Consider the following 23619-nt stretch of genomic DNA (forward strand, 5'->3'; position numbering starts at 1 on the left):
TATCTATCTATTGGTATTACCACATAAGATCATCGGGAATCACATACGCCGCATAAGGATCGTCTTCATCGATGCCTTGCTGTGGCACTGTTTTTTCATTACGAATGACAATCACCTCAGGAGCACGCTCGGCTATTTTATCCGCTAAAGCGCGCGGTAAGAGCGGGTAGTGCTCATCGAGTCGAGCGATCGCAATACGACCCTTCACGATCTGATCGTAGACTTCTTGGGTCACGTAAATTTTCTTGATTTTCCCTGCATCGATAAATTGATAAGTGACATCACCTGATGTGTCTTTAATCTGATGCTGACTCAGCATTTGACGAATATTTGCAGCCTGAGTCTTGAGTTCTAATGCGTGTTGACGTTCTCGATTCAGGGCTTGATCTCGTGCGAGTTTTTCGGCTTGGGCTGCAGCCAGTGCTTGCTTAACATCATCCTCATTGTGCCCAGTTTTGATCGCGTGCTGCTGCTGTTGATTGATTTTTTTGGCTTTCTTGGCATCAACGAGTCCTGCTTTGAGGAGTTGTGCTTGGAGTGCATTTTTTGCCATGGTGCGTATGTCGTAATTCATCAAAGAGAAGCTTATAGTTTAAGAAGGCACCGCACTAAAGTAAATCAAAGTCTTGATGAAGTTCTTTTGGGGATGGCGATGAGTGCTATGGTTCTATGTTGTGGTAAGGCATTAAGGCGTCCTGTTTTTGTATTGTATTTGAACGATCGGCTTATAATGATTAATGATCACATTGGATGATGTCCTTATGTTGATCCTTGATTGAAGGAGTGGGTTATGTTTAATTCGTCGCCAGTTAAGCCATCTAAACGACCTGAATATTGGTTTCCAGCTAAACGTTTTGGTTGGGGCTGGGGCGCTCCAATTGTTTGGCAGGGATGGCTAGTTCTTATTGGTTATATTTTTTTGCTTGGGCTTGCGTGTGTTGTCTTTCCTGTGCAAATTATGTTTGTGAAGTGGACTGCAAGTATACTGTCTTTGAGTCTGATCTTAATTGCGATCTGTTTTTTGAAAGGCGAGCCTCTTCACTGAACATGAAGTTAATGATGCATACTAACATTTTGGATGAAAACTACACGCTTAGTATTGCGGGATTGATAAAACGATTGACAGGTTTTGGAATTCATATAGAATGCGCATCGTTAGTTACGATGTTGTTAAGCGTCGTGATCACCAGATTCGATATTGTTTCAATATCACCAGTTTGCGGGAATAGCTCAGTTGGTAGAGCACAACCTTGCCAAGGTTGGGGTCGAGAGTTCGAGTCTCTTTTCCCGCTCCAGTTTGGAATCGACCCCAAAATCGATTCCGTTTTTGTAGATGATTGTAATCAATCATAAAATCCTAGCTTTTTAGCTGGGATTTTTTTATGCCTGAACAAAAGTTACATGACTAGATCAGTACTTGAACTTTGCTTGAAGTGTTTAGTCGACTCCATATTTTTTCAATTTATTCGTTGTTTCTTATCTTTGGATATTTCGATTCTTTTTTTATTTAATTAAAGACTATTGTCACCTTTATAAAGCCTATTTATAAATATAAATAATATTGTATTTGATAATCATTATCGTTAACATGTGTGTCAGTGAGCCAGCCCCTGCTATTTAGTTCATCACTGGTTACTTTCAGAATGAAGCCTCTTTTTTTGCAGACATTCAAGCTTAGGCGTGAGGCAAGGTGATGCTCACAGCAAATTTTATATTACTTCGATTTTAAAGAATTGATCATGGTCATAAGTTCAAGAGCATCGTACCGATGGATGGTGGCGTCACGTTGTGGTGCCGCAATTTTGGGTGGATACGTATTCGCATCTGCAATCACGGTTTTTTTATCTTTAGCTTTGCCGGGTCCACGGGCAGAGGTCGTTTTGTTTGCAAGCTTATTGAGTTTTATTTTTTATCTGCTTGCCGTGATCTGGGCGTTTGCAGCAAAAACGGCTTGGCGAGCGTGGTTATGGTTAATTCTGCCGACATTGGTTTTGGCGACTATTTCTTATCTCATCAAAAGAGCGGTGTTCTAAGCGCTGGAGCCTTGCATGATGCATAACAGTTTTCGTCAGTCCATGGCATGGTTGCATACTTGGGTTGGTTTAGTGCTGGGCTGGCTGATTTTTACGATTTTCATTATGGGAACCGCCTCGTATTTTAAATCTGAAATCAATCAGTGGATGCACCCTGAAGCACAATTTCAAGTTCCTGCACCTGAGACCGCCGCGCTCATTGGACTAAAGACTTTAGATCGCATTGCACCTCATGCCGAAAGTTGGTATTTAACGCTGCCCACCCAGCGTGCGCCCCTGACCTCTGCATTCTGGAAAGAGCCGGGTGAAAATGGTCAATATAAAAGCCAAGAGATGAACCCACTGACAGGTGAGAAAGTCATTGCACGTGATAGCTTAGGCGGTGATTTTTTTTATCAAATGCATTATCAACTGTTTGGCTTACCTTCAACCATTGGCCGTATCATTGTGGGGATAGGTGCGATGTTTATGCTAGTCGCACTGATCAGTGGTGTGATTACCCATAAGAAAATCTTCAAAGAGTTCTTTACCTTTCGTCCAAAGAAAGGGCAACGGTCGTGGCTTGATTTCCATAATTTCACAGCCGTTGTTGCCTTACCTTTTTTTCTCATGATTACCTATACGGGTCTTGCGATCTTTTTCTATCTCTATATCCCATGGGGATTGATGGCACGTTTTGGCAGTGAAACGGGAAAGTTGTACGACGAGCTACAAGATAGTGCAGCAGTTGTGAAGTTTGATAGTAAGCCAATAAACCACCGGATGCAGCCTTTTGAGCTGATGATTCAGCAAACCGCTAAAGAATGGCAGCTTGGAAGTCCCATAGGCAGTGTTGAAGTCAAGTCCCCCAATACGGATCAAGCCGTGATTGCTTTTACACGTATGCCTCAAGAAATATTGAATAACCGTTTGGGGGAAACGTTATCTTTTAATGCCGTAACAGGTACGCCATTGCCAAATCAGAAGAATCAAAGTGTTATGGCTCAAACAGGCGGCGTTATCTATGGCTTACATGAAGCACACTTGGCCAGTTGGCCACTGCGCTGGCTGCTCTTTTTTTCAGGCTTACTCGGCACAGTCATGATCGCGACGGGTTTGATTCTATGGACAGTGAAGCGCCGTGTTCAAAATCTAAAGGGGGGGAGGCCTTCATTCGGACACTATCTTGTAGAGCGGCTGAATATTGCTGCAATTGCGGGTCTACCTATCGCCATGGCTGGATATTTCTGGGCGAATCGTCTTATCTCAGCGCAATTGGCATCGCGTTCAGATCTTGAAATACGCAGCTTCTTTATTTTTTGGTTGCTTAGCTTCGTGCATGCATTAGTTCGACCTTGGCAGAAAGCATGGCGTGAGCAGTTGGCGGTTGCAGCCATATTATTTATGGGCATTCCTTTTATTAATATGATGATGACACCCGGCAGTTCTTTGCTGACAACATTGGGTGAAGGTCATACTGTCTTGGCAGCGTTTGATTTGACTGTGTTTGGAGTGGGGTTATTCTTTGCCTGTGCGACTTATAAAGTGATGCAGCCCAAGCATTCGAAAAAACATAATGCCAAACGGACGATAGCGAAAACGCATCATGATCTTCATGCGCCTCACCATGAAGAGGTGTCTAAACCATGATGTTATGGTCGTTTATATTGGCCTTTGTGGCATGGACGATGCTTTGCGCTGCGATGAGTCGTCCTTATAACGAGCTATTTTCTCAAACTCGAATCAAACCTCATCCACTGGTATTACGAATCATTGGCTGGCTGCTACTTGTTGCCTCATTATCGTGTAGCGTGACAAAGTGGGGCGGTTCAGTCGGGTTTGCTGCATGGTGGATTTTGCTCGCCGTGAGTGCTTTTAGCTTCATTACTATGCGGAGTTACTGGCCTAGCCGTATATTAACTGTGGCTGGGACGATATTGGTTTTGGGTAGTTTCTATTCTTATTTTAGTCTTTGACCCTCATTGGATCATAGCTTTCTTTCTCGTTGATAATCTCCTACAATCAAAAAAATGATTGATCTTTGCTCAGCATGGCTAGTGGCTTTTGCTTATTGTTTTCAATGCGTAACATTTCAACGCAACTTAATTTCTCATGGATAGTGTTCAATGAAAACGGCCTTGTTTGAGCATCGTTATATTCTATTTTTTGCGGTCATCCTATCCTTCTTATTATCTTTACCGATGCTCAGTAATGGTCTGATGATGGATGATTATCAGCAGCGACTAACGCTTCTGACTGGTAGTCATGATAATTTATTCGAGTTTTTTAGTCGCGGGAACCCTGTTACTGAAGCACAAATCCAATCTGGTGTGCTTCCGTGGTGGACCTTTGCAGATTATAAGGTTAGTTTTTTTAGACCTCTAGCTGCTTGGTTGATTCAGTTAGACTATAAACTTTGGCCCAATAATTTTCTGCTGATGCATCTGCATTCAATGCTGTGGTATGCGCTGCTGGTCTGGATTGTCGGTTTAACTTATCGTTCTCTCATGCCTGCATGGGCGGCTGGACTTGCCGTCATTCTGTTTGCCATTGACCCGCCTCATGCCAATGCTGTTGCATGGCTATGTAACCGTAATGCCTTGATTTGTCTGGTTTGTGGTTTGCTGTGCTTATGGTGTCATCGTCGTGACAACCTGTTTTGGCGTGTGCCCGCTGCGTTGTTGTTTTTGGTCGGTTTATCGAGCGGTGAATCGGCGCTAGCAATCAGTGGTTATTTACTGGCATACGAGTTATTTTTGTCTGGGCGCAAGTGGTTTGTCTCGATAGTTCACTTATTGCCTTATGCAGCGATTGGTTTAGCGTGGCTGGGGTATTGGCATGTCGCGGGCTATGGTACCGCGGGTCCCGGCTTCTATCTTGATCCCGGACGCCATCCGACGTTTTTTTTACAAGAAATTTTGTATCGCTTGCCTGCTTATTTAAGTAGTCAATTCTTCCCACCACCCGCTGAAGCTTTTTGGGTTTTTGAGACACTGCCGCAGCGTATGACGATGATGTTGCCGGCATTGGCGTATGCGGTGGTGATTCTGTCGATCCTAACCTGGTTTTTCTGGCCATTGCTGCGTAGTTCGCCTGTCGCTCGTTTTTATGCCTTGGGGATGTTGATTGCAGCGATTCCGATTTGTGGCTCAACTCCTGTCAGCCGCGCTTTACTGTATGTGAGTTTCGGCGCACTGGGTTTACTCGCGCTGTATATTCATCACTATCGTGAGGTGGGTTTAGATGTCCCAGTGAAGCGAACGGTTCGAATATTTATAGGCGTGATGTTGATTCTGCATTTGTATTTAAGTCCACTGTTTTACTTAGCGATGGCGAAATCAACCGACCTGCTGGATCAAAAGATGGACACGCAGGTCGTGGGGTTGCCCAACAGCAGTGGGGCTGATCGACGTATATTGTTGATTTCAAGCCGTAGCTATCCTTTTAATGTGACTTTTCCACTGCTCAAGGATCAGACTCTATCGCTCGGTACGGCACCAACACGTCCTACGCCTACAATTAGTAGAGTTCGTTCATTGATTGCGGGGCCTGAGCATTTTGAGTTGGCACGACCTGAAGCCGATCGTTTAGTTCTACGTGGCAAGAAGCCTTTTTATGGGCTAATCACGCCGCCATATCGTTTTACTGTGGGGCAGACCATAAATCTGGATGATGTCGAGATTACTGTGCAGTCCGTATCTGGTGAGGGTGCACCGATTGAACTGGCTTATCAGTTTAAAAAAGATGCCTTAAAAACGTATGAAATTATGAATTGGAGCGATGAGAAGGAGCGCTTCATCTCGGCAGAGTTGCCTCGTGTGAATGGCGTCCTTCAGTTTTAGTAGGATTCTGCTTCGGCTTGGGAGTTGAGTTGCTCCGATGGAGTATCTTTTTTGACATTGAGTAAGAAGATGCTCCCGATGCCAACTGCGAACCATAAGGTACACAAGCGGATTAATACTGTTGCGGCGATGGCATCAGCGTGAGGCATTCCTTTCCAGACCAATAGTAGGGTCATGGTGGCTTCAGCGCCGCCCAGCCCACCGGGGATAAAAATCAGTGCGCCGACCAGTATAGATAGGGCGTAGACAAAGCAGGCAAAGGACAACGAAACATCCATTCCCATCCATGTCAGTATCCAATAAAAACCAACAGCTTCAGCGCCCCATGCGGTAAGACTTATTAGGGTAGCCGCAACTAATGTCCCAAAGCGATGACAACGTCGAGCTTCGAGCATTACAGCCAGAACATGCCAAATGAATCCTAATATTTTCCCTCGATGCTCGGGGATGCGCTGCATGAACCACTCAATTAACCCCTTACGAGTGAGGGTCACTGTACATAAGATGATGAGTAAGCCACCCACGACGATGACTGGGCTCGCATGGAGGGTCAAGCCAGACAATGCCAGTAAAACGATGGCAGATAGATCTGATAGGCGCTCACTAAATAAAGCAGCAAAACTGGTCGGGTAGGGTACGCCGCGGGCTTTGAGCAAAATACTGCGGAGGGCTTCGCCAACTTTACCCGGGGTTGTAGTAAGAGCAAAGCCTGCTAAATAAATGCTTAAATTGGCGCGCCAAGGCACGGGATGACCGAGTATACGAAGGTAGTGCTGCCAGCGAAGAAACCGTAGCCCATAGTTGAGTAAAGACAGGAGCAACACAATGCTGAGGCCCAGCAGTCCAACCTTGCCTACAGCAGCACTAACGGCTTGCCAACCGCCCCATAAAGAAAAGACCAGATAGCCTACGGCCGCCAACATGACGGACATGATGACCGCCCCATAACGCCAGCCTGAGAGATAAGACTCATTCATAGGTTTAGCCTTTTGAATATCACATCGTGGGATAGTTGATCCAGGCAGGGAGCAACAATCAAAATGAAAAGAGCAATTACAGCGTCGTTTTAAGCTTAACCTGCTTTGCGGCTTTAAGATATTCCTATTCAGCGGATTAAATAATTTTTTAAAATTATAATATTTTGTTTTATAGCAATTACTTATTTTTTAGTTTTTCTTATTTTGTATAGCTCGTCACTGTTTTTCTGCATGTTTTTTAACGGATCTTCGTTATTGTCAGTCGTGCCGTTCGCGATTTTTATTTGGCTCAGGTTTGGAGACATTGAAAATTTCTGAGAGCGGCCCACGCCTATGTTAATAAACAATATCCGCCTATAGATCTGCGTTAAGCCCACTTGTTTTGGAATCCGACACGTGTTATATTTTTTTAAATGCTACATGTGTCGGATTTTAGGTTGGTAGAATTAATATCCCGAAGATCTTTTTGATCTATGACATGGAAGTACATCACTTAAGTATGGAAAGGCATATCGCTTTGTAAAATGGATAAATGCATGGTCAGTCGCCATGCCTCTTTTCAGTTAAGTTTCATTGCGATGACTTGTATGCATTTATGAACTGAAGTGGTGCTAGGTCTGGCTCATGGGGCGAGATTAACGCCTTGAAGCCTTTAATATTAATTGAAGTTGGCAACGGATGCAGAAGGCTGCCTGCTTAACAGAAAGAGTATGTTATGGAGCACGATACGGTTTCAATTCATTTTGCGAATGCGGCATTGCATGGCGCTAAACACCTTAATATGGATATCGACAGTTTAGTAAGCCGTGTCGTCATTAAGACTGATCCAGCACAATTACTGACTCAGTTCAAAAATATCTCTTCCCTAACGTCACGTATTAGCGAGTTGTTAAAAGCCTATGTCGCTACGGAAATGCCGACCTTAAAAGAAGTTGCTGAACAACTACATCTCTCACCAAAAACCTTACATAGACGATTGACTGATGAGGGCAGTAGTTATCAAAAGGTTAAAGATGATTTACGACGTGATATGGCGATTGATTTACTCGGTGTGCAACAACTAACCATTGTTGATATTGCTGAGCAGGTTGGATTCAGTGATACCTGTACTTTTCATCGTGCATTTAAAAAGTGGACGGGCGTTACACCTGGGGTATATCGACAAATATATCATGGGCAATTAGACAGTTGATGTCTCAGGAATCTATTTCAGTCCTCCTCAGATGCACTATTCATCACGGCTTTACTACAGGTCTGCCCATCAAAGCCCCGATATTGCAAAAAACGCAGTTGACGGGCTTTTTCTTTCGGTTCGGTTGGGAGCTCTACGCCAAATTTTTTGATGCGCAGTGCTCGAGCAAGAGCCAGCCAATCTGTTTCGATCATATCCTCAGTCGCAAGCTCTAGATTGACATGACGTTCACGCAGCGTTTGTTTGACGCGTGCAGGGCCGCGCCCTTTGCGGATATTGGCTCGTACGATCATCTGGGCCATGCGTTGGTCGCTTTGATAATTGTAGGTTTTGAATTCTTGGACAAGCTCGGCCACTTCCTCAGGATTGGCTTCTAGCTCTAAGAGTTTGTTTCGAAACTCCTGTTCGGAATATTCGCGTCTTCCGAGCATGGCAAATGCAAGCCCGCGAAGGCGTGCGCCAGTCGGTGGTAATTTTTGCGGAGGTGCCTTTGGGAGCGTTGTCGTCTCGACTGCTTCAAAGTCATCATCTATAGCAGGCACCGTACTCGGTTGCTCTTTATCTATGTGAGTTCGCTTTTTAGGGTAGGGGTAAGGCATGATTTGAAGCCTCCTTGAGCCTATTCTACATGATTGATGGGATGATACTTATTACCCTACCATGCGTAGGTTCGAACAAAAAAGCGACCCGAAGGTCGCTTTAATTCTGCTACGAGTTAAGCATCCAACAGCTCTTCAGGCAGAGGCTCCGCTTCAATTTCAAGGTGCTCTGGCTTCACTTTGGTCAGTAACCGTTTGCGTAGTTCTTTGTCGATTTCCTCAGCCACAGCTGGGTTTTCTTCAAAATAGCGTACTACGTTATTTTTACCTTGACCAATCTTGCCGCCATTATAAGCGTACCATGCACCTGATTTTTGCACGATTTCTTCTTTGGCGGCTAAGTCTACCAGTTCGCCCAAGCGGTTCGTGCCTTGGCCATACATGATTTGGAACAACGCTTCACGGAAGGGGGGCGCGACTTTGTTTTTCACCACTTTGACTTTAGTCTCAGAACCAACGATTTCATCGCCTTCTTTGATCTGACCAATACGGCGGATATCCAAACGGACAGAGGCGTAGAATTTCAGTGCATTACCACCAGTGGTGGTTTCTGGGCTACCAAACATGACACCAATTTTCATCCGGATCTGGTTGATGAAAATCACCATACAGTTTGAACGTTTCGCATTACCAGTAATCTTACGCAGTGCTTGGCTCATTAAACGGGCTTGCAGACCCATGTGTGAGTCCCCCATTTCACCTTCAATTTCAGCTTTAGGTGTTAGTGCAGCGACAGAGTCGATGACGATAATATCGACAGCACCAGAGCGTACGAGCATATCCGCGATTTCGAGTGCTTGTTCGCCATGATCAGGTTGAGAGATTAAGAGGTTATCAACGTCAACACCGAGCTTACGCGCATATTCTGGATCAAGGGCATGTTCTGCGTCGATGAAGGCTGCAGTACCACCTGTTTTTTGGCATTCAGCAATCACTTGCAGAGTTAATGTGGTTTTACCCGAACTTTCTGGACCATAGATCTCAACGATACGACCTTTAGGGAGTCCGCCGATACCGAGCGCGATATCTAAGCCTAATGAACCAGTTGATACGGCCTCAACCGCAGCAATCGCATTACCATCGCCCAAACGCATGATGGTGTTTTTACCAAATTGTTTTTCAATCTGACCTAAGGCGGCATTTAGCGCCTTACTTTTGTTGTCGTCCATTCAAAGCCTCAATCAAGCGTTAGGTATAAATTTGTGTCGCTAATCATACTATAGTGAACGCAAAAAACATGTGTGAATCGCGTTTTGTGACACTTTTTTGCAGAAGATTTTAGTGGGCTTTTTGACGGTTGGAAAAAGTGTAGCGCTTCTAATCTGCAGCTTGTGTTTTGCTCTCTTTACGATACTGGCTTGGTGACATGTCGTATTGACGTTTAAACGCTTGGCTAAATGCCGCCTCAGACGCATAGCCAACCCGTTCGCTAATCCGTGCAATGCTTTCATAGTTCTGGGTGAGGTGCCGTGCAGCAATACGTAGACGATGTGCGGACAGATAGGAGAGAGGGGGCTGCCCGATGACATCGGCAAACCGCTCAGCAAAACTAGAACGCGACATACAGGCAATGCTCGCCAGATCCGCGACTGTCCAAGGGTGGGAGGGCTGATTATGAATCGCCCCAAGCGCGGCCATGAGGGTGGGGTCACGGAGTGCGGTGAGCCAGCTTTCTGTTTCTTCGGGGAGCTGCTCGACATAGTCGCGCACACATTCGATAAAAAACATGTTCGCCAGTCGATTGAGCAAAGTGTCACGACCCGGTCGGGTACGCTCTGTCTCTAGACCCAGAAATTGCAGGCCCAGTTGCAACCATGGCGGTGCTGAGTTGTCCGCTTCGCCATGTAATAGAAAATAATTCGGCAGCGCTGAGAGTAAGGGTTTACTCATCTCGATATCAATCTGACACCGTACGGCTAGGACCACAGCTTGAGTGTGCCCCACACCCACATGAATAAGTAAGTTGTCATTGCCTGAAAAGAGTAGCGATTGAAGTGCTGTGCGTTTCGGTTGATCTGCATTGTGCTTAGGATCAGGGCTACCCAATTGATGCTCAATGCCTGATGGAATGAGCAAGATAGCCCCTGTATCCAGAGTTAGCGTCTTATCATTGAAATAGACACAGGCTTGACCTGCGGTAACAACATAGATGATGACTGCGGATTGCTGCGGGAGATCAACTAACCAATCCCCATGACCACTGACGTATAAATATTCGGCTTGGCTCAGGTGAATATCTTCAAGAATATGACTAAGTGCGTCCATTGATCTTCTATATTACGTTATTCACAATTGATAAAGCATAGCGCTAGGTGGCTAAGGATATCCACAAAATAATGTAGTCGCTCAGTGTTTTAAAAGTTTTCGGGGTTTTGGTGATGTTTTTTGGACGATAACTATGCTTTATCTCAAATATGGGGGATAGCATAAAATTTACGGACGTTGACAACTAGCCTAGTCAGTTCATGTGCAGGATAATTACTGACACTTGATAAAGACAGGTTGAGGCTATCCATGAACGCTCAAACGATGATTGAACTGCTTGACGCAGATAATACAGAAACTCAAAACGCAAACTCCAATCAATGGGTTGATGCAAAGCGTTATCTGTGGGTGTTAAGTCCTGCTGTTCCTGTGATTGGTATCGGCGCATTTTTGATTTATCGTGTAGCACCGAAAAAAATGCGTGGATTAGCTTGGTTTGGTCCAGTCATGATTCATGCAATTATTCCGATGTTTGATCGCATTATTGGCGATGACAAAAACAATCCGCCTGAAGAGGTTGTTGCCAAGTTAGAAAATGACCCTTATTACGCAAATGTAGTTAAGGCATTCATTCCCCTGCAATATATTGCATTGTTCTTGGGTGCTTATTTATATACCCGTAAAGATACACCTGCAATTGATAAACTGGGCATTGCGCTATCTATTGGCGCATTAAATGGGGTTGCTATTAATACAGGCCATGAGCTCAGCCATAAGAGCGACAAATTCCATCAGATGTTGTCTCATTTAGCACTTGCACCAACGGCTTACGGTCACTTCCGTGTCGAGCATCCTTATGGCCATCACAAGCGTGTTGCAACCCCAGAAGATCCAGCAAGCTCAAAAATGGGTGAGACATTCTGGCAGTTCTTCCCACGGTCAGTGATCGGTAGCTTTAAATCTGCGATCGAAATTGAAAAGACGCGTTTGGCACGTCGTGGTAAAAAGTTCTGGTCTTTGGAAAATGAATTGATCCAAGGCTGGGCAATGACCACGGGTCTGTATGGCGCGATGATTGCGGTCTTTGGGCGTAAAGTTATTCCATTCTTAGGTATTCAGGCGGTCTATGGTTTCAGTCTGCTTGAAGTGATCAACTATGTTGAGCACTATGGTTTAATGCGTCAGAAGAAAGCCGATGGTAAGTATGAACGTACCATGCCTGAGCATAGCTGGAACAGCAATAACATTGTGACCAACTTGTTCTTGTATCAATTGCAACGTCACTCTGATCACCATGCGCATCCTACACGTAGTTTCCAAGCGCTGCGTCATTTTGAAAAAGCGCCGCAATTACCATCAGGCTATGCATCCATGCTCTTGCCGGCGTATATCCCATCAATCTGGTTCAAGATGATGGATAAACGTGTGGCTGAGCATTATAAAGGTGATTTAACCAAGGCCAACATTCTGCCTGCTAAGCGTAAAGCATTGATGAAGAAATATGGCATCGTTGAGTCTGCATCCGTTCAGTCTCTTGCAGATAGTTCAAGTAAAGAGCCTGTAGAAGCTTAAACGAGAACGAAGCCAGTTTGAAAGCCTCACTGTTGTGGGGCTTTTTTTTATGTGAGTGATGGTATCGATGCGACATCCAAGTGCTTTAGTGTGAGATAGTAGATCCTATTATTTGAATATCGACTTTCATATATTGATGAAAGTTTAGGAGCGTTTGGACATGATGCTAAACCTTATTTTTAGTCGTAAATTGATTCCGTTAGTGTGTGGGTTTGGTCTGGGTGTATTGGGGCTCGCAGCTCAAGCCGAAACAACGTCATCAGATTTACAACCTAAGACCTTACTCAATAGTAATACAGACACGGCAAAAGGTGAGTGGGTCGGTACTAAAGCCCCCGATTTCCGCCTGCAAGATCAGAATCAACAGTGGCATAGCCTAAAAGATTATCAAGGCAAGTGGTTGGTGCTCTATTTCTATCCTTTGGATGACTCTCCGGGTTGTACTGAGGAAGCGCGCCAGTTCCGTGATCTTTATCCGACTTACGTGAAGCAGAATATTACGGTACTCGGTGTGAGCTTAAATGATGTGAGCTCGCATAAAGCCTTTGCTGATAAGTTGGGTCTGCCATTTCCACTGCTTGCCGATACTCAGCATGATCTGGCGAAGTCATTTAAGGTGTTACGCGGCTTTGGTCCATTGTCTTATTCCAAGCGTGAGACCTTTTTGATTGATCCGCAAGGTGTGATTGTTTATCACTATGCGAGTGTGAATACCGAGTCGCATGCTGGGCAGGTGTTGAAGGATATTGCGAAGTTGTCTAGTAAATAAATTTTGTATACGCGACATCACAAAAAAGCCCCGTCATTCGACGGGGCTTTTTCAATTAATCTACAACATTATTTCAATTCAGAAGATGACTTGCCGAGTACGCGACGTGCAACGATCAATTGCTGGATCTGTTGTGTGCCTTCAAAGATATCCAGAATCTTCGAGTCACGGCTCCATTTTTCCAGTAGCTCGACTTCGCTATAACCGACCGAACCACACAGCTCGACACATTTCAACGTGATCTCATTACAGACGCGACCAGCTTTAGCTTTGGCAATCGACGCTTCTTTTGAGTTCGGCTGTCTGTTGTCCGCCATCCATGCTGCTTTCAGGGTCAGTAAGCGAGAAGCTTCCCAGTCTGCTTCCAAACGATCAAGGGTTGCTTCAATGTAGGATGCATTGATTGGCAGGGTCGCATAGTCTTTAGACAAGTGATCTTTAAGCAGTTCACGAGTTAGATCTAAAGCCGCTTTACTAACACCAACCGCCATCGCAGCGACCAGAGGGCGTGTATTGTCAAAAGTCTGCATGACGCCAGCAAAGCCTTTTTGCACATCGACTTCTGGTGAGCCCAGTAGATTCGCAGCAGGCACACGGCAATCGATAAAATTGATCGCTGCGGTGTCTGAAGACTTAATACCCAGTTTGTGCTCAAGGCGTGCGATTTCCATACCCGGTGTGCCGTGCTCAACAACAAAGGATTTGATCGCAGCACGACCGACATTCTTGTCCAGTGTTGCCCAGACCACAACCGCATCGGCACGTTGACCGCTGGTGACGAAAATCTTCTCGCCGTTCAGGATGTAGTCATCGCCATCTTTGACCGCAGTAGTACGGATCGCAGCAGAGTCTGAGCCGGTACCCGGTTCGGTGATTGCCATCGCTGCCCAGATACCTTGGAAGCGCTTGAGTTGTTCTTCGTTCGCTACAGCACCTATCGCAGCATTGCCAAGGCCTTGACGTGGTAGGGCAAGCATAAAGCCCGCATCGCCCCAGCACAGCTCCATTGCGCCTAGTGCGGTAGACATGTTTGAACCGTTTTTGACGATGCCATCGCTACCGCCTGAAGGATTACCCGTTGCACTGACTGCACCGGCAGCATTTTCGCCGCCTTCATTCATGCCATCGAGTAGGGAGGCCAGCATATCCAGTTCTTTTGGATAGTCATGCTCGCCTTTATCGTATTTACGTGAAATTGGACGAAACACGTTTGCAGCGACTTGATGGGCTTGTTCGACCAGCATCGAAAACTTTTTAGGGACTTCAAGATTCATTTGATTTGCTCCTTACAGGCTGATGGCGTTTTGGGTGATTGCGACGCTGCGCAAATCACGATACCAACGCTCGACGGGATGTTCTTTGGTGAAACCATGACCACCCAACAATTGCACGCCATCGGTCCCAATTTTCATGGCTTTTTCACTGCAGAGAATACGCGCAAGGTGCGCTTCACGGTGGAAGGGTTTGCCCGCTTCTGCAAGAGAGCATGCACTCCATGTCAGCAGACGCATGGCATCTACTTCAATTGCCATATCCGCGATCATGAATGCGACACTTTGACGATGGCTGATTGGCTCACCGAAGGCTTCACGCTCATTGGCATAGACCGCTACATAATCCAGAACTGCTTGCGCTGTACCGACAGCGACTGCACAGGATGCCAATGCACCTAAGTCCAGAAACTCGCGATAGTTGGCTTCAGTCAGCAAGTTGGCTTTTGGCGTACGTACATTTTTCAAATGTAAACGTGCAGTTTTTGCTGCTTTAAGACCCATGGCAGGCTCTTCAGAAAGCGTTAGGCCTGTTAGGCCACTTTCTACGATGAAGAGAGCAGGTTGACCATCGAGCTGTGCAGAGATGATGAATAACTCACTGTCGGCAGCAAGCAATACCAGAGATTTCTCACCGTTTAATACATAGCTGTCACCCTCTGCTCTGGCAGTGGTTTGTAGTTTGTAAGGGTCAAACACGACACTTGGTTCATTACAGGCCAGTGCTGCGATTGCAGGTTTAGTTTCATCAATAAATGCTGGAAGATATTGTCGTTGCTGAGCATCCGTACCATAGCGGGTCAGTACGTTGGCCACACTAACTGGCGCGTAAATGGCAGCAGCGAGAGAGAAATCACCATGACCTAAGTCTTCAAGTGCAAGCATTTGAGTAACCAGACTGTCTTCTGTGGCTGCACCACCTAAGCTTTCTGGTACGGCGTAATACATTAAACCCAATTCACTGGCTTGAGTTTGTACATCAGCAGAAATGCCATGGGCTTCATCCGCAGCATGAGCCGCTGGACGGAGCACTTCTTTAGCAAAACGGGACAAGGAGTCACGTGTCATTTGCTGTTCATCGGTCAGCGTCAGATCAAACAGGTTATTGCGTTTTTGGCTTGGTAAGCGCGTTGCTTTGCCAGAAGATTTTGCCGGCGTAAAGATACGTGCCGCTTGAGTTGCAATTTGAAAACCAGTTTTTGAGCCTTGATAAAGCAGTCCCTCAATGGGCTTGCGTATTTTTAAACGGTCAGCGATATCGCTAGACGCGAATTGGGTCAGCATGTACAGGCCGAGACCTTGTGCCTTGCCCATAAAAGTATCTTGTGTATGCATCAGTGTAATTCCATATGACGGCGGGAGAACGGGTAGATGCTGTCATGAAAGACCAATCTTCCCTATGGTCACGCTAAAATCAATTTCTGTCAGAAAAGTCAATCGCGTTATAAAAAGTCTGTAATCCTTGCTGCGCTTGATTTTGACTGGGTCAGACTTCCAAGTCTGTGGCACTTTAGCTTAAAAAGAATACAAAATATTGAGTGAAATAGTCAGGCGGTTTTCGTGGAATAGACGTCAAATGAGTGCAAATAGTATTCGGTATCATCCTTGCATATCGGGTAGAATACCGCGCGCGAATTTATGCGGCTAAATAACTTTAGTTGTAGTGGGTTCGAGTAGACTTTTGGCGTAATGGTTGGGGAGTAGGTAATGGGTAGTTTAAGTGGGCAAGCCTTGGGCAACGTAAGTGTCGGCATGGATGCCTCTGTGATCATTGTGGGTGCTGGATTTAGCGGCATGGCAATGGCTATTGAATTACAAAAAGCAGGTATCGACTTCCTGATCTTGGAAAAAGGGAATGAGTTCGGCGGGACGTGGCGTGATAACGTCTATCCCGGTGCGGCTTGTGATGTGCCTTCACACATGTATTGTTTTTCTTTTGAGCCGTATCGTTGGTCGCGCTCTTATGCCATGCAGCCTGAGATCCTTGATTATCAGAAGCATGTCGCGAAGAAGTATAACCTCTATCGCGATACACGCTTTAATGCGGGTGTTCAAAGCAGTGAATACCATGAAGCTGGGAGTTATTGGTCTGTCACGACAACGACTGGGCAGGTTTATCGCGCTCGCGTTGTGGTATCCGCACGGGGTGCCATTCATATCCCAACCTACCCAAATCTTCCCGGATTGCATGATTTCAAAGGCATCAAAATGCACTCGGCAGAGTGGGATCATAGCGTTGATTTGAAAGGTAAGCGTATTGCACTTATTGGGACTGGTGCCAGTGCCATTCAGGTCGTGCCTGAGCTTGCAAAAGTTGCAGGTCAGCTTACCGTATTTCAGCGAACCCCTGCGTGGGTATTGCCGAAACTAGACTATGCCTACAAAGAAAAAACGCTAGATAAGTTAGAGCAAAAGCCGCTGTCACGTTGGCTCTATCGCAAGCAAATCTACTGGACATTGGAAGCTTCTGCAGCCGGTTTTGTTATCGATCCTCGGGTGATGAAAGTCGGTCAGTTGATGGCGTATAAGCATTTACGTGTTGTCAAAAACAAGCAGACACGTGCGGCACTGACGCCGAACTATACGATGGGTTGTAAACGTATTCTGATGTCAAATAGCTACTTGCAGGCGTTTAACTTGCCGCAAGTCAAGTTGGTCTGCGCGGTTGATGCGATCACTGAAAACAGTGTGGTGTCTGCAGGCCAAGCGCATGAAGTCGATGTCATTATTTTCTGTACTGGCTTTGATATCACGGGTGATGCTGCACAGTTTGCGATGAAAGGAAAAAATGGTCTCAGCATTAGCGAGCACTGGGCACAAGGCATGCATGCATACTTGGGCATTACCACCCATAACTTCCCGAACGCATACTTCATGGCTGGACCCAACACAGGTCTTGGGCATAACTCCATTATTTTGATGATTGAAGCGCAAGCCCGTTATATCGGTCAAGCACTCACCTACATGAAAAAACAGGGTTATCAAAGTCTTGAAGTCAAAGCAGATGATGAAAATCGCTTCACCGATGATGTTCATGCACAAATGAGCAGATCAGTCTGGAGTTCAGGTTGTGCAAGCTGGTATCTCGATGCGAGTGGTAAGAATACGACGCTCTGGCCAAGTTTTACGTTTAACTACATCTTAAAAACGCGTAAATTCAATCCAGATGTCTATGATGGCCAAGGCGGCACTCCAGAAAGCAAAAATATCGTCAAACGCTTGCTGGCACATATCTAAGATCCGACCCTGATTAGGATCAGATCTCTTATTAGTACTCGGCCTTGAGAATGGGCCGAGTGCTATATCGCAAGACCCACGGTCAGTGTTGAGGCATAGCCTGCAGAGATGCTGCCCGTGACTGTCGCAATTTGATTGCTCACCCCATCACTGAAGACCATATCTGTCGCATAGCTGATCTGAGCGAGATTGGTGACACTTTTGCTATATTCTGCATTGGTATAGGCCTCATTCAATGTGGCAACTGGAAAACCAAACTGAGAGGTTTTGATGGCGTTGACTGCTGAGGTTGCCTGTACCAGATTGGGATAAATCTCGAAATGTATATGCGGCATGCGCCCACTGTAGCAGCCAGGAAAAATTGTCTCAAAAGTCACATAGCCATCTGCATCGGCTACTTGCACACCGCGAAGAAAACTATCGGAAGTCACCCCAGCAGAATACAGCGAATATAAGCCGTCAGATGTGCAATGCCATAAATAAACCACATAGCCAGCCAGCGATGCACAACTTGAATTGTTATTCACAAGTTTGAGCGTGATGGTCAACGGAATGCCTGTGGCGGTATTGGTGGTAGTGAGACTTGGTTTAATATCACTGCGCACGATGCCCGAAAGTACTAACGCATTGACGATACGACCATTGACTGAGTTGGTGCCATCACCGGGGTAGGGCCCCCCTGTTTCCGTTGGAATGACGGAACATGCGGATGATGACGAACTGGTTGTGCTGGTTGTTGTGGTATCGGCTGTGCTAGTCGTAGACGAAGTCAACGTCGTTGATCCATCATCATTGCCACATCCCATCAGAACCATAGGCGCAACGCTGACACCAGCAATAATTCTCAGCGCCTGACGTCGGCTCGCATTCCGTTTGAACAAATTTTCTAAATCGTATTGCAATCCATGCTCATGTTTCATATCCATTTAATTCCACCTCATCTATTGGTGATGGCATTTTTGGAGGAAAACATGGATGAAAGTTGAATCAAATGTAAAGACGATGAATATTTTTAAAGCATTATGGCGTTGATGAATAAATCGATGGGGGGGGCTTGAGCGGGGATCAGCAGTATCGGTTGATGATCAGCATGCCTATCACCATCAACCGATATGAAGCAGATTTTTTTAAGGTTTATTCCATTTCGTTGAGAATAATTCGTCCTTCACCGATCCAGTCAGTGAGGAACTCATAGTCATCAATGGTGACATTGGATTGATCAAGGACTAAGCCATCAGCAAATTTTTGGGCAATACCTTGCTGAGCGTTTGGAACCTCAATCTCTTCACCATTCCACCAGAATTCAAGAGAGGCGCTTTGCTGTAGATAAATCAAACGTCCTGCAGGTTCGCGTTGCAGGGTTGCACCGCTTTGCAATGCTTGTTTTAACTCACTCTTTGCGATGCCAAAACCTTCAGGAAGGTTGTCAGGATCACGTGATTCGCTTAGCAAAGGTAATATTGCTTGTGTGAATGACTCTGAGTCTTGCAGTGTTTCTTTCAAAGACTCAATAAGTTTTAAACGTAATGCTTCGAGTTCGTCACTACTGATTAAACCTGCGCTGTAAGCTTTTGTACGGTAATCTTGAAGAGGGGCTTGGAGCTCAGAGTCACCAATGACATGATCTACAACCCGCTCAAGAAGCTGTGCAGCATTGGGCATGCGGAAACCGAAGGAGTAGGTTAAGCATTCGCCGACTGCGACGCCATAGTGAGCCAATTTTGGTGGAACATAGAGCACATCACCCACTTCAAGCACTTCATCAAAGAATACATCTTGCATTTCAGGCAGCAGACGCAGTGGTTGGTCGGGGACTAGGGCGGTTTGATTATCGCACCATTGACCCAGTTGCCAGCGACGGCTGCCATACCCTTGCACTAAAAACACATCGTATTGATCAAAATGACGTCCCACAGAGCCACCTGCTGGTGCATAGGACACCATGACATCATCACGGCGCCACTGAGGAATAAAATCAAAAGCTTGCCATAGATTTGCAACATCAAGAGACCAATGATCTACAGCTTGTACCAGTAGTGTGTGTAGGGGCGGGAGTTTCTTAAGATCGTTTGCAACAAAAGGAGATTTTTTGACGCGCCATTGTTCAGCATTTTTGGGGTTTTGCATCAACAAGCGCGCTTGAACTTCTTCTTCAAGGGCGAGCTCCTTAATATCTTCGGGCTCCAACAAGCCTGCGATTTGTGGCATCCCATTTTTAATCAGCAATGGTTTTTTTTGCCAATATTCAGTCAGAAAGGTGTCGATGGAGATGTTGCCAAGTATATGTGTCATGTCGTGATGGAGTCTTTATAAAAGTCATGGAAAATCGAATGGACGCATTATATACCAAGGCATCGTGTCGATAGGCATGCTTTTTGGGATTCAATCAAGAGGTTTGAGCAGGGTGGTGAGTTACTTATACGGGTGTTGTCGACCGGAACATTAGTTCAGATCGACATACAAATCAAAGTTTTCACATTCGTTCAATGATTTTATTGAGCAGCAGCTTCGCCGGAAGCAGCTTTGTGCTTAGGTGCAGGGTAGTGCAGAACATCTAAGCAGACATCGCGATTATCTTCAGTTTTTTCAGCAAGCGTACGTGTGCGTGCACTCGCGAGAATTTTCATGTAATCGGGATCGGTATGCATTGAAGCCACGGCTAAAACAGGATCTTGAATGGATGGCAGTAATTCAGTCAGTAAGTTGGTATAGCCTTTATGAAAGTTCTTATTGTTATTGGTGCCGAGGATTTGGGGGCAAATTTCATTGAGTACATCAATGGTCGCAATTTCTTCTTGAGATGCACCCGATCCTCCTTCGACCTCAACTTGTGATTTTGCTGCTGCTTTAGCAGCCGTTGATTTAGTGGTCGCTGTTTTAGCCACATTTGCTTTACTGCTGGTATCCGCAGCAAAGCTACTTGTTGCGATAAAGCATGTAGAGAGTAATGTAGCGACTAGGGTATTGGTTGCGAGATGAATACGATTCATATAAAGACTCTATAATAGACTATGCTTGAATAACGCGTATTATGCCGTGTTGTAGGCTATTGCTTTTAGGTGATTTTACGGCGAGTTTGCATTAATTTTGTAGACGCTGGAATGATGATGGTTACAAAATAAGATAAAACCATAAATTCTGTTGAAAAAGATTGACGTGTTTAATGATATTTATGGTTGATTGAGAGTGTGAATTGAGAATTTTACTAAGTAATGATGATGGGGTACTTGCACCGGGGCTTTTGGCACTTACAGAGGCATTATCCGCAATTGCTGAGGTGGTTGTCGTCGCACCCGAGTCCGAGCGAAGCGGTTCCTCTAGTGCATTGACTTTGGATAGACCCTTGCATCCCGTCCAACTTCCTAATGGTTTCTGGGCGGTGAATGGTTTTCCTGCTGATTGTGTTTATGTGGGGCTAAATGGCTTATTTGATGAACCTTTTGATTTGGTCATTAGTGGCATCAATTCTGGCGCGAATATGGGCGATGATGTTTTATATTCGGGAACGGTCGGTGCTGCATTTGAAGGACGTGGGTTGGCTCTGCCCGCGCTTGCGGTTTCGTTAGTCGGTGTACATGCCAAGCAATATCGAGATGCGGTACATTTTAAAGTAGCAGCAGAGTGGGTTCGAGATTTTGTGCAGCAAGGTGTTCCCGCATTGCCAACGGGGCATATTTTTAATATTAATATTCCTGATGTGGCAGCATTAACTACGGTTGAAGTCACGCGAATGGGTGTCAGAGATGTATCGCAGCCTGTGCATAGTGAGATTGATCCCAGAGGCCGCAAAATGTATTGGGTGGGCAAGTCAGGTGATCCGTTAGGGCAGGATCATGTACTGCACCAGCCTGTAGCTCAAACCTTTACTAATCAATATGGCATTGAATCAGTAGAACACTTTCGTACAGATTTTGCTGCATTGAATGATGGTTTTGTGAGTATTACACCGATTCGGCTGGATTCGACTGGTTATTCAACGCTAGTCAGTTTAAAACAAACATTGGGTCAGAACCGTATTGTTCCAATGTAATTTGCATTGCCATATGTATTAGCAGGTTTATCCTGATGACAATGATTATAGATAGAGGGTTAATAGATTGCCGCATTTCAATATTCAAGTTTCCGCCGCAGAAGCAACGCCACGCCATCCATTGGCATCTTTGATGAGCAAGGTGATCTTGGTTGCCGTGGTCACGTCATTGGTCGGCTGTGCTTCAGCGCCGAGCACGACGAGATCAACGCGTGCGGTACTCCCTGCACCTACTTTCTATACCGTGCAATCCGGAGATACGATTAGTAAGATTGCGATGCGTTATGGACTTGATTATCAAAATGTTGCACGCATGAATCAGATCGGCAGTGATTATGTGATTTATGTTGGGCAGCGTTTGCGTTTAGTGGATTCCGGCAACAGACCACAAGTCGCGCCGATAGCGCCAGATCGCCCATTAACGGCGCAGCCGTTATCAACTGGACCGATCACGAGCCCAGCACCTACAACGTATACTCCTCCACAAGTCGTTTCACAACCGGGCTCTACAGCCGCTTATGGTGCGATTGCATGGCGCTGGCCAACGGATAATCCTGTGACGCAGAGTTTCAATGTGTCACAACAAGTTAAAGGACTGCGCTTTTCAGGTAATGCTGGTGATCCAGTACGAGCTGCTGCTGAAGGAACAGTGATTTATGCCAGTAATGGCTTGCCAGAATATGGCAATTTAGTACTCATCCAACATGCAAATGGTTATATTACAGCGTATGCTCATAATCAACGCTTGTTGGTACAAGAAAAAACCAAAGTGAGTGCAGGGCAACAAGTTGCAGAAATGGGGTCTTCAGGGACAAATCGCGTCATGCTTGAGTTTCAAGTCCGGTTAAATGGAAAACCGATGGATCCAGCACTTGTGCTGCCAAAGCGATAGTTTATTCCCGAATTCTGAGCTTTGCCCTGCGTAATTTATACGTTGGATATTTATAAATATGTTAGATAATTTACGCAGCATGGCGATCTTTGTCAGCGTGGTTGACCGCGGTTCTTTTAGCGGCGCCGCGCGTGAACTGGGAATTACAACCAGTGCAGTAAGCCAGCAAATTAGGCTTTTAGAGCAAGAAATGGGCACTGTACTCTTACATCGCTCAACTCGAAAGTTAAGCCTGACCGAAGCGGGTGGTGTTTTTTACCAAAGTTGTAATGAGATGGTACTTGCAGCCAAGCAAGGTCGAGTCCGTATTAATGAGCTGCGCAATGAGCTTGTAGGAGATTTACGGATCGCCACCTCGCCGGAACTGGGGGTCAATCATGTCTTACCTGCGCTATCCAGCTGGTTGCAGGGTCATCCACAGCTGAATGTGCACTTCGAGGCAGATAATCGCTATATTGATTTGATTGAAGAACGCATTGATATCGCGGTGCGACTCAGCCCAAGCCTTGCAGATTCTAGCCTCATTGCTAGACCTATGGCGCAAACGCGTTTAATCCTCTGTGCTTCCCCAGAATATCTTAGCAGCCATCCGCCGATACAAACGCCAGCTGACTTGGTTCATCATGAGCATATTGGCCTGACTTTGGTCAAAGGGCATCATGACCGACATTTCCGTCATCGTATTACAGGTGAGGAGCAGGTCGTTCGTTTCACATCAAGAGTTAGCACTAACAATGTTTTTTTGATGCGCTCTCTGGTTGAGCAAGGTCATGGACTGACCATGTTGCTTTCTGTTGATATGCCTGAGTCGTATGCAACAGGGGGATTGGTCGAGGTGCTGCCGGAGTGGGAGTTACAGCCCAACTATACGGTTTATGCGATTACGCTACGCCGTGAACAACCCCTTAAAGTGGTGCGATGTATAGAGACCTTGACTCAGTATTTTAGCCAGATGCAGGCGATTTGAGGATGGTCAATAAAAAAAGGCACATTATGTGCCCTTTTTCTATGACTCAAATTA

Annotated in this window: 21 protein-coding genes, 1 tRNA gene and 1 pseudogene; 13 read left to right on the forward strand and 10 right to left on the reverse strand. The window is 45.7% G+C overall.

The features are described from left to right. Window positions 1–16: 16 nt before the first annotated feature. The gene (locus HYN46_RS04570; RefSeq protein WP_114898297.1) at window positions 17–553 is read right to left on the reverse strand and encodes a DUF2058 domain-containing protein; all 537 of its coding nucleotides are present in this window, start codon (window positions 551–553) and stop codon (window positions 17–19) included. A gap of 237 nt (window positions 554–790) precedes the next feature. On the opposite strand from HYN46_RS04570, the gene HYN46_RS04575 reads away from it, so the two are divergent. From HYN46_RS04575 to HYN46_RS04600, 6 genes are all read left to right on the forward strand, one after another. Then, window positions 791–1045 carry a hypothetical protein gene (locus HYN46_RS04575; RefSeq protein WP_114898298.1) on the forward strand — a complete coding sequence of 85 codons (255 nt, stop codon included), beginning with the start codon at window positions 791–793 and terminating at the stop codon, window positions 1043–1045. Between the two features lie 174 nt (window positions 1046–1219). Then, window positions 1220–1295: transfer RNA gene (locus tag HYN46_RS04580), tRNA-Gly, on the forward strand. A 444-nt stretch (window positions 1296–1739) separates the two neighbouring features. Then, window positions 1740–2033, forward strand: coding sequence for a DUF3649 domain-containing protein (locus HYN46_RS04585; protein WP_114898299.1), 294 nt, complete (start codon window positions 1740–1742; stop codon window positions 2031–2033). A 15-nt stretch (window positions 2034–2048) separates the two neighbouring features. After that, a complete protein-coding gene (locus HYN46_RS04590) occupies window positions 2049–3662 on the forward strand; it encodes a PepSY-associated TM helix domain-containing protein (protein WP_114898300.1) in 1614 nt (537 codons plus the stop codon). After that, entirely contained in the window at window positions 3659–3988 is a 330-nt protein-coding gene (locus HYN46_RS04595; protein WP_114898301.1) for a DUF3325 domain-containing protein, read from the forward strand. The genes HYN46_RS04590 and HYN46_RS04595 overlap by 4 nt, the downstream gene beginning before the upstream one ends. A 150-nt stretch (window positions 3989–4138) precedes the next feature. Continuing rightward, window positions 4139–5854: a glycosyltransferase family protein gene (locus HYN46_RS04600; RefSeq protein ID WP_114898302.1), complete on the forward strand. Its 1716-nt coding sequence runs from the start codon at window positions 4139–4141 to the stop codon at window positions 5852–5854. Here HYN46_RS04600 and HYN46_RS04605 read toward each other — a convergent pair. Then, window positions 5851–6831, reverse strand: coding sequence for a lysylphosphatidylglycerol synthase transmembrane domain-containing protein (locus HYN46_RS04605; RefSeq protein WP_114898303.1), 981 nt, complete (start codon window positions 6829–6831; stop codon window positions 5851–5853). The two genes, HYN46_RS04600 and HYN46_RS04605, sit on opposite strands and share 4 nt — an antisense overlap. 766 nt (window positions 6832–7597) lie before the next feature. On the opposite strand from HYN46_RS04605, the pseudogene HYN46_RS04610 reads away from it, so the two are divergent. Then, window positions 7598–8023, forward strand: a pseudogene (locus HYN46_RS04610) (helix-turn-helix domain-containing protein); the annotation flags it as partial. Window positions 8024–8040: 17 nt separating this feature from the next. Here HYN46_RS04610 and HYN46_RS04615 read toward each other — a convergent pair. The 3 genes from HYN46_RS04615 to HYN46_RS04625 form a co-directional block, all read right to left on the reverse strand. Further along, on the reverse strand, window positions 8041–8622 hold the full coding sequence (locus tag HYN46_RS04615; protein WP_114898305.1) for a regulatory protein RecX: 582 nt from the start codon (window positions 8620–8622) through the stop codon (window positions 8041–8043). Between the two features lie 116 nt (window positions 8623–8738). Continuing rightward, complete coding sequence (gene recA / locus HYN46_RS04620; protein WP_114898306.1) at window positions 8739–9791, reverse strand: recombinase RecA; 1053 nt, start codon at window positions 9789–9791, stop codon at window positions 8739–8741. A gap of 148 nt (window positions 9792–9939) precedes the next feature. After that, window positions 9940–10887 (reverse strand): AraC family transcriptional regulator, encoded by a 948-nt coding sequence (locus tag HYN46_RS04625; protein ID WP_114898307.1) that lies wholly within the window; start codon window positions 10885–10887, stop codon window positions 9940–9942. Between the two features lie 249 nt (window positions 10888–11136). Between HYN46_RS04625 and HYN46_RS04630 the strand changes: the two genes are divergently transcribed. Both HYN46_RS04630 and HYN46_RS04635 read left to right on the forward strand, forming a co-directional pair. Next, window positions 11137–12399 carry an alkane 1-monooxygenase gene (locus HYN46_RS04630; protein ID WP_407640770.1) on the forward strand — a complete coding sequence of 421 codons (1263 nt, stop codon included), beginning with the start codon at window positions 11137–11139 and terminating at the stop codon, window positions 12397–12399. 163 nt (window positions 12400–12562) lie between these two features. Then, window positions 12563–13168, forward strand: coding sequence for a peroxiredoxin (locus HYN46_RS04635; protein WP_114900607.1), 606 nt, complete (start codon window positions 12563–12565; stop codon window positions 13166–13168). Between the two features lie 68 nt (window positions 13169–13236). On the opposite strand, the gene HYN46_RS04640 is transcribed toward HYN46_RS04635, so the two are convergent. Next, window positions 13237–14442: an acyl-CoA dehydrogenase family protein gene (locus tag HYN46_RS04640; protein ID WP_114898308.1), complete on the reverse strand. Its 1206-nt coding sequence runs from the start codon at window positions 14440–14442 to the stop codon at window positions 13237–13239. A 12-nt stretch (window positions 14443–14454) separates the two neighbouring features. Beyond that, entirely contained in the window at window positions 14455–15774 is a 1320-nt protein-coding gene (locus HYN46_RS04645) for an acyl-CoA dehydrogenase family protein (RefSeq protein WP_210009367.1), read from the reverse strand. Between the two features lie 372 nt (window positions 15775–16146). Here HYN46_RS04645 and HYN46_RS04650 point away from each other — a divergent pair, with 372 nt between their 5' ends. Next, window positions 16147–17676 (forward strand): flavin-containing monooxygenase, encoded by a 1530-nt coding sequence (locus HYN46_RS04650; protein WP_210009373.1) that lies wholly within the window; start codon window positions 16147–16149, stop codon window positions 17674–17676. Between the two features lie 62 nt (window positions 17677–17738). On the opposite strand, the gene HYN46_RS04655 is transcribed toward HYN46_RS04650, so the two are convergent. The 3 genes from HYN46_RS04655 to HYN46_RS04665 all read right to left on the reverse strand — a co-directional run bounded on the left by HYN46_RS04655 (window position 17739) and on the right by HYN46_RS04665 (window position 20666). Beyond that, window positions 17739–18602 (reverse strand): dioxygenase family protein, encoded by an 864-nt coding sequence (locus tag HYN46_RS04655; RefSeq protein WP_114898309.1) that lies wholly within the window; start codon window positions 18600–18602, stop codon window positions 17739–17741. A gap of 208 nt (window positions 18603–18810) precedes the next feature. After that, complete coding sequence (locus HYN46_RS04660) at window positions 18811–19968, reverse strand: cupin domain-containing protein (RefSeq protein WP_114898310.1); 1158 nt, start codon at window positions 19966–19968, stop codon at window positions 18811–18813. Between the two features lie 200 nt (window positions 19969–20168). Beyond that, window positions 20169–20666 (reverse strand): MCR_0457 family protein, encoded by a 498-nt coding sequence (locus HYN46_RS04665; protein WP_114898311.1) that lies wholly within the window; start codon window positions 20664–20666, stop codon window positions 20169–20171. A gap of 203 nt (window positions 20667–20869) precedes the next feature. Here HYN46_RS04665 and surE point away from each other — a divergent pair, with 203 nt between their 5' ends. The 3 genes from surE to HYN46_RS04680 all read left to right on the forward strand — a co-directional run bounded on the left by surE (window position 20870) and on the right by HYN46_RS04680 (window position 23565). Beyond that, window positions 20870–21706 (forward strand): 5'/3'-nucleotidase SurE, encoded by an 837-nt coding sequence (gene surE / locus HYN46_RS04670; RefSeq protein ID WP_114898312.1) that lies wholly within the window; start codon window positions 20870–20872, stop codon window positions 21704–21706. A 133-nt stretch (window positions 21707–21839) separates the two neighbouring features. Further along, window positions 21840–22598 (forward strand): peptidoglycan DD-metalloendopeptidase family protein, encoded by a 759-nt coding sequence (locus HYN46_RS04675; protein ID WP_114900610.1) that lies wholly within the window; start codon window positions 21840–21842, stop codon window positions 22596–22598. 58 nt (window positions 22599–22656) lie between these two features. Continuing rightward, on the forward strand, window positions 22657–23565 hold the full coding sequence (locus HYN46_RS04680; protein ID WP_114898313.1) for a LysR family transcriptional regulator: 909 nt from the start codon (window positions 22657–22659) through the stop codon (window positions 23563–23565). Window positions 23566–23619: the final 54 nt, after the last annotated feature.

Source organism: Aquirhabdus parva, assembly GCF_003351745.1.
GTDB classification, from domain to species: Bacteria; Pseudomonadota; Gammaproteobacteria; order Pseudomonadales; family Moraxellaceae; genus Aquirhabdus; species Aquirhabdus parva.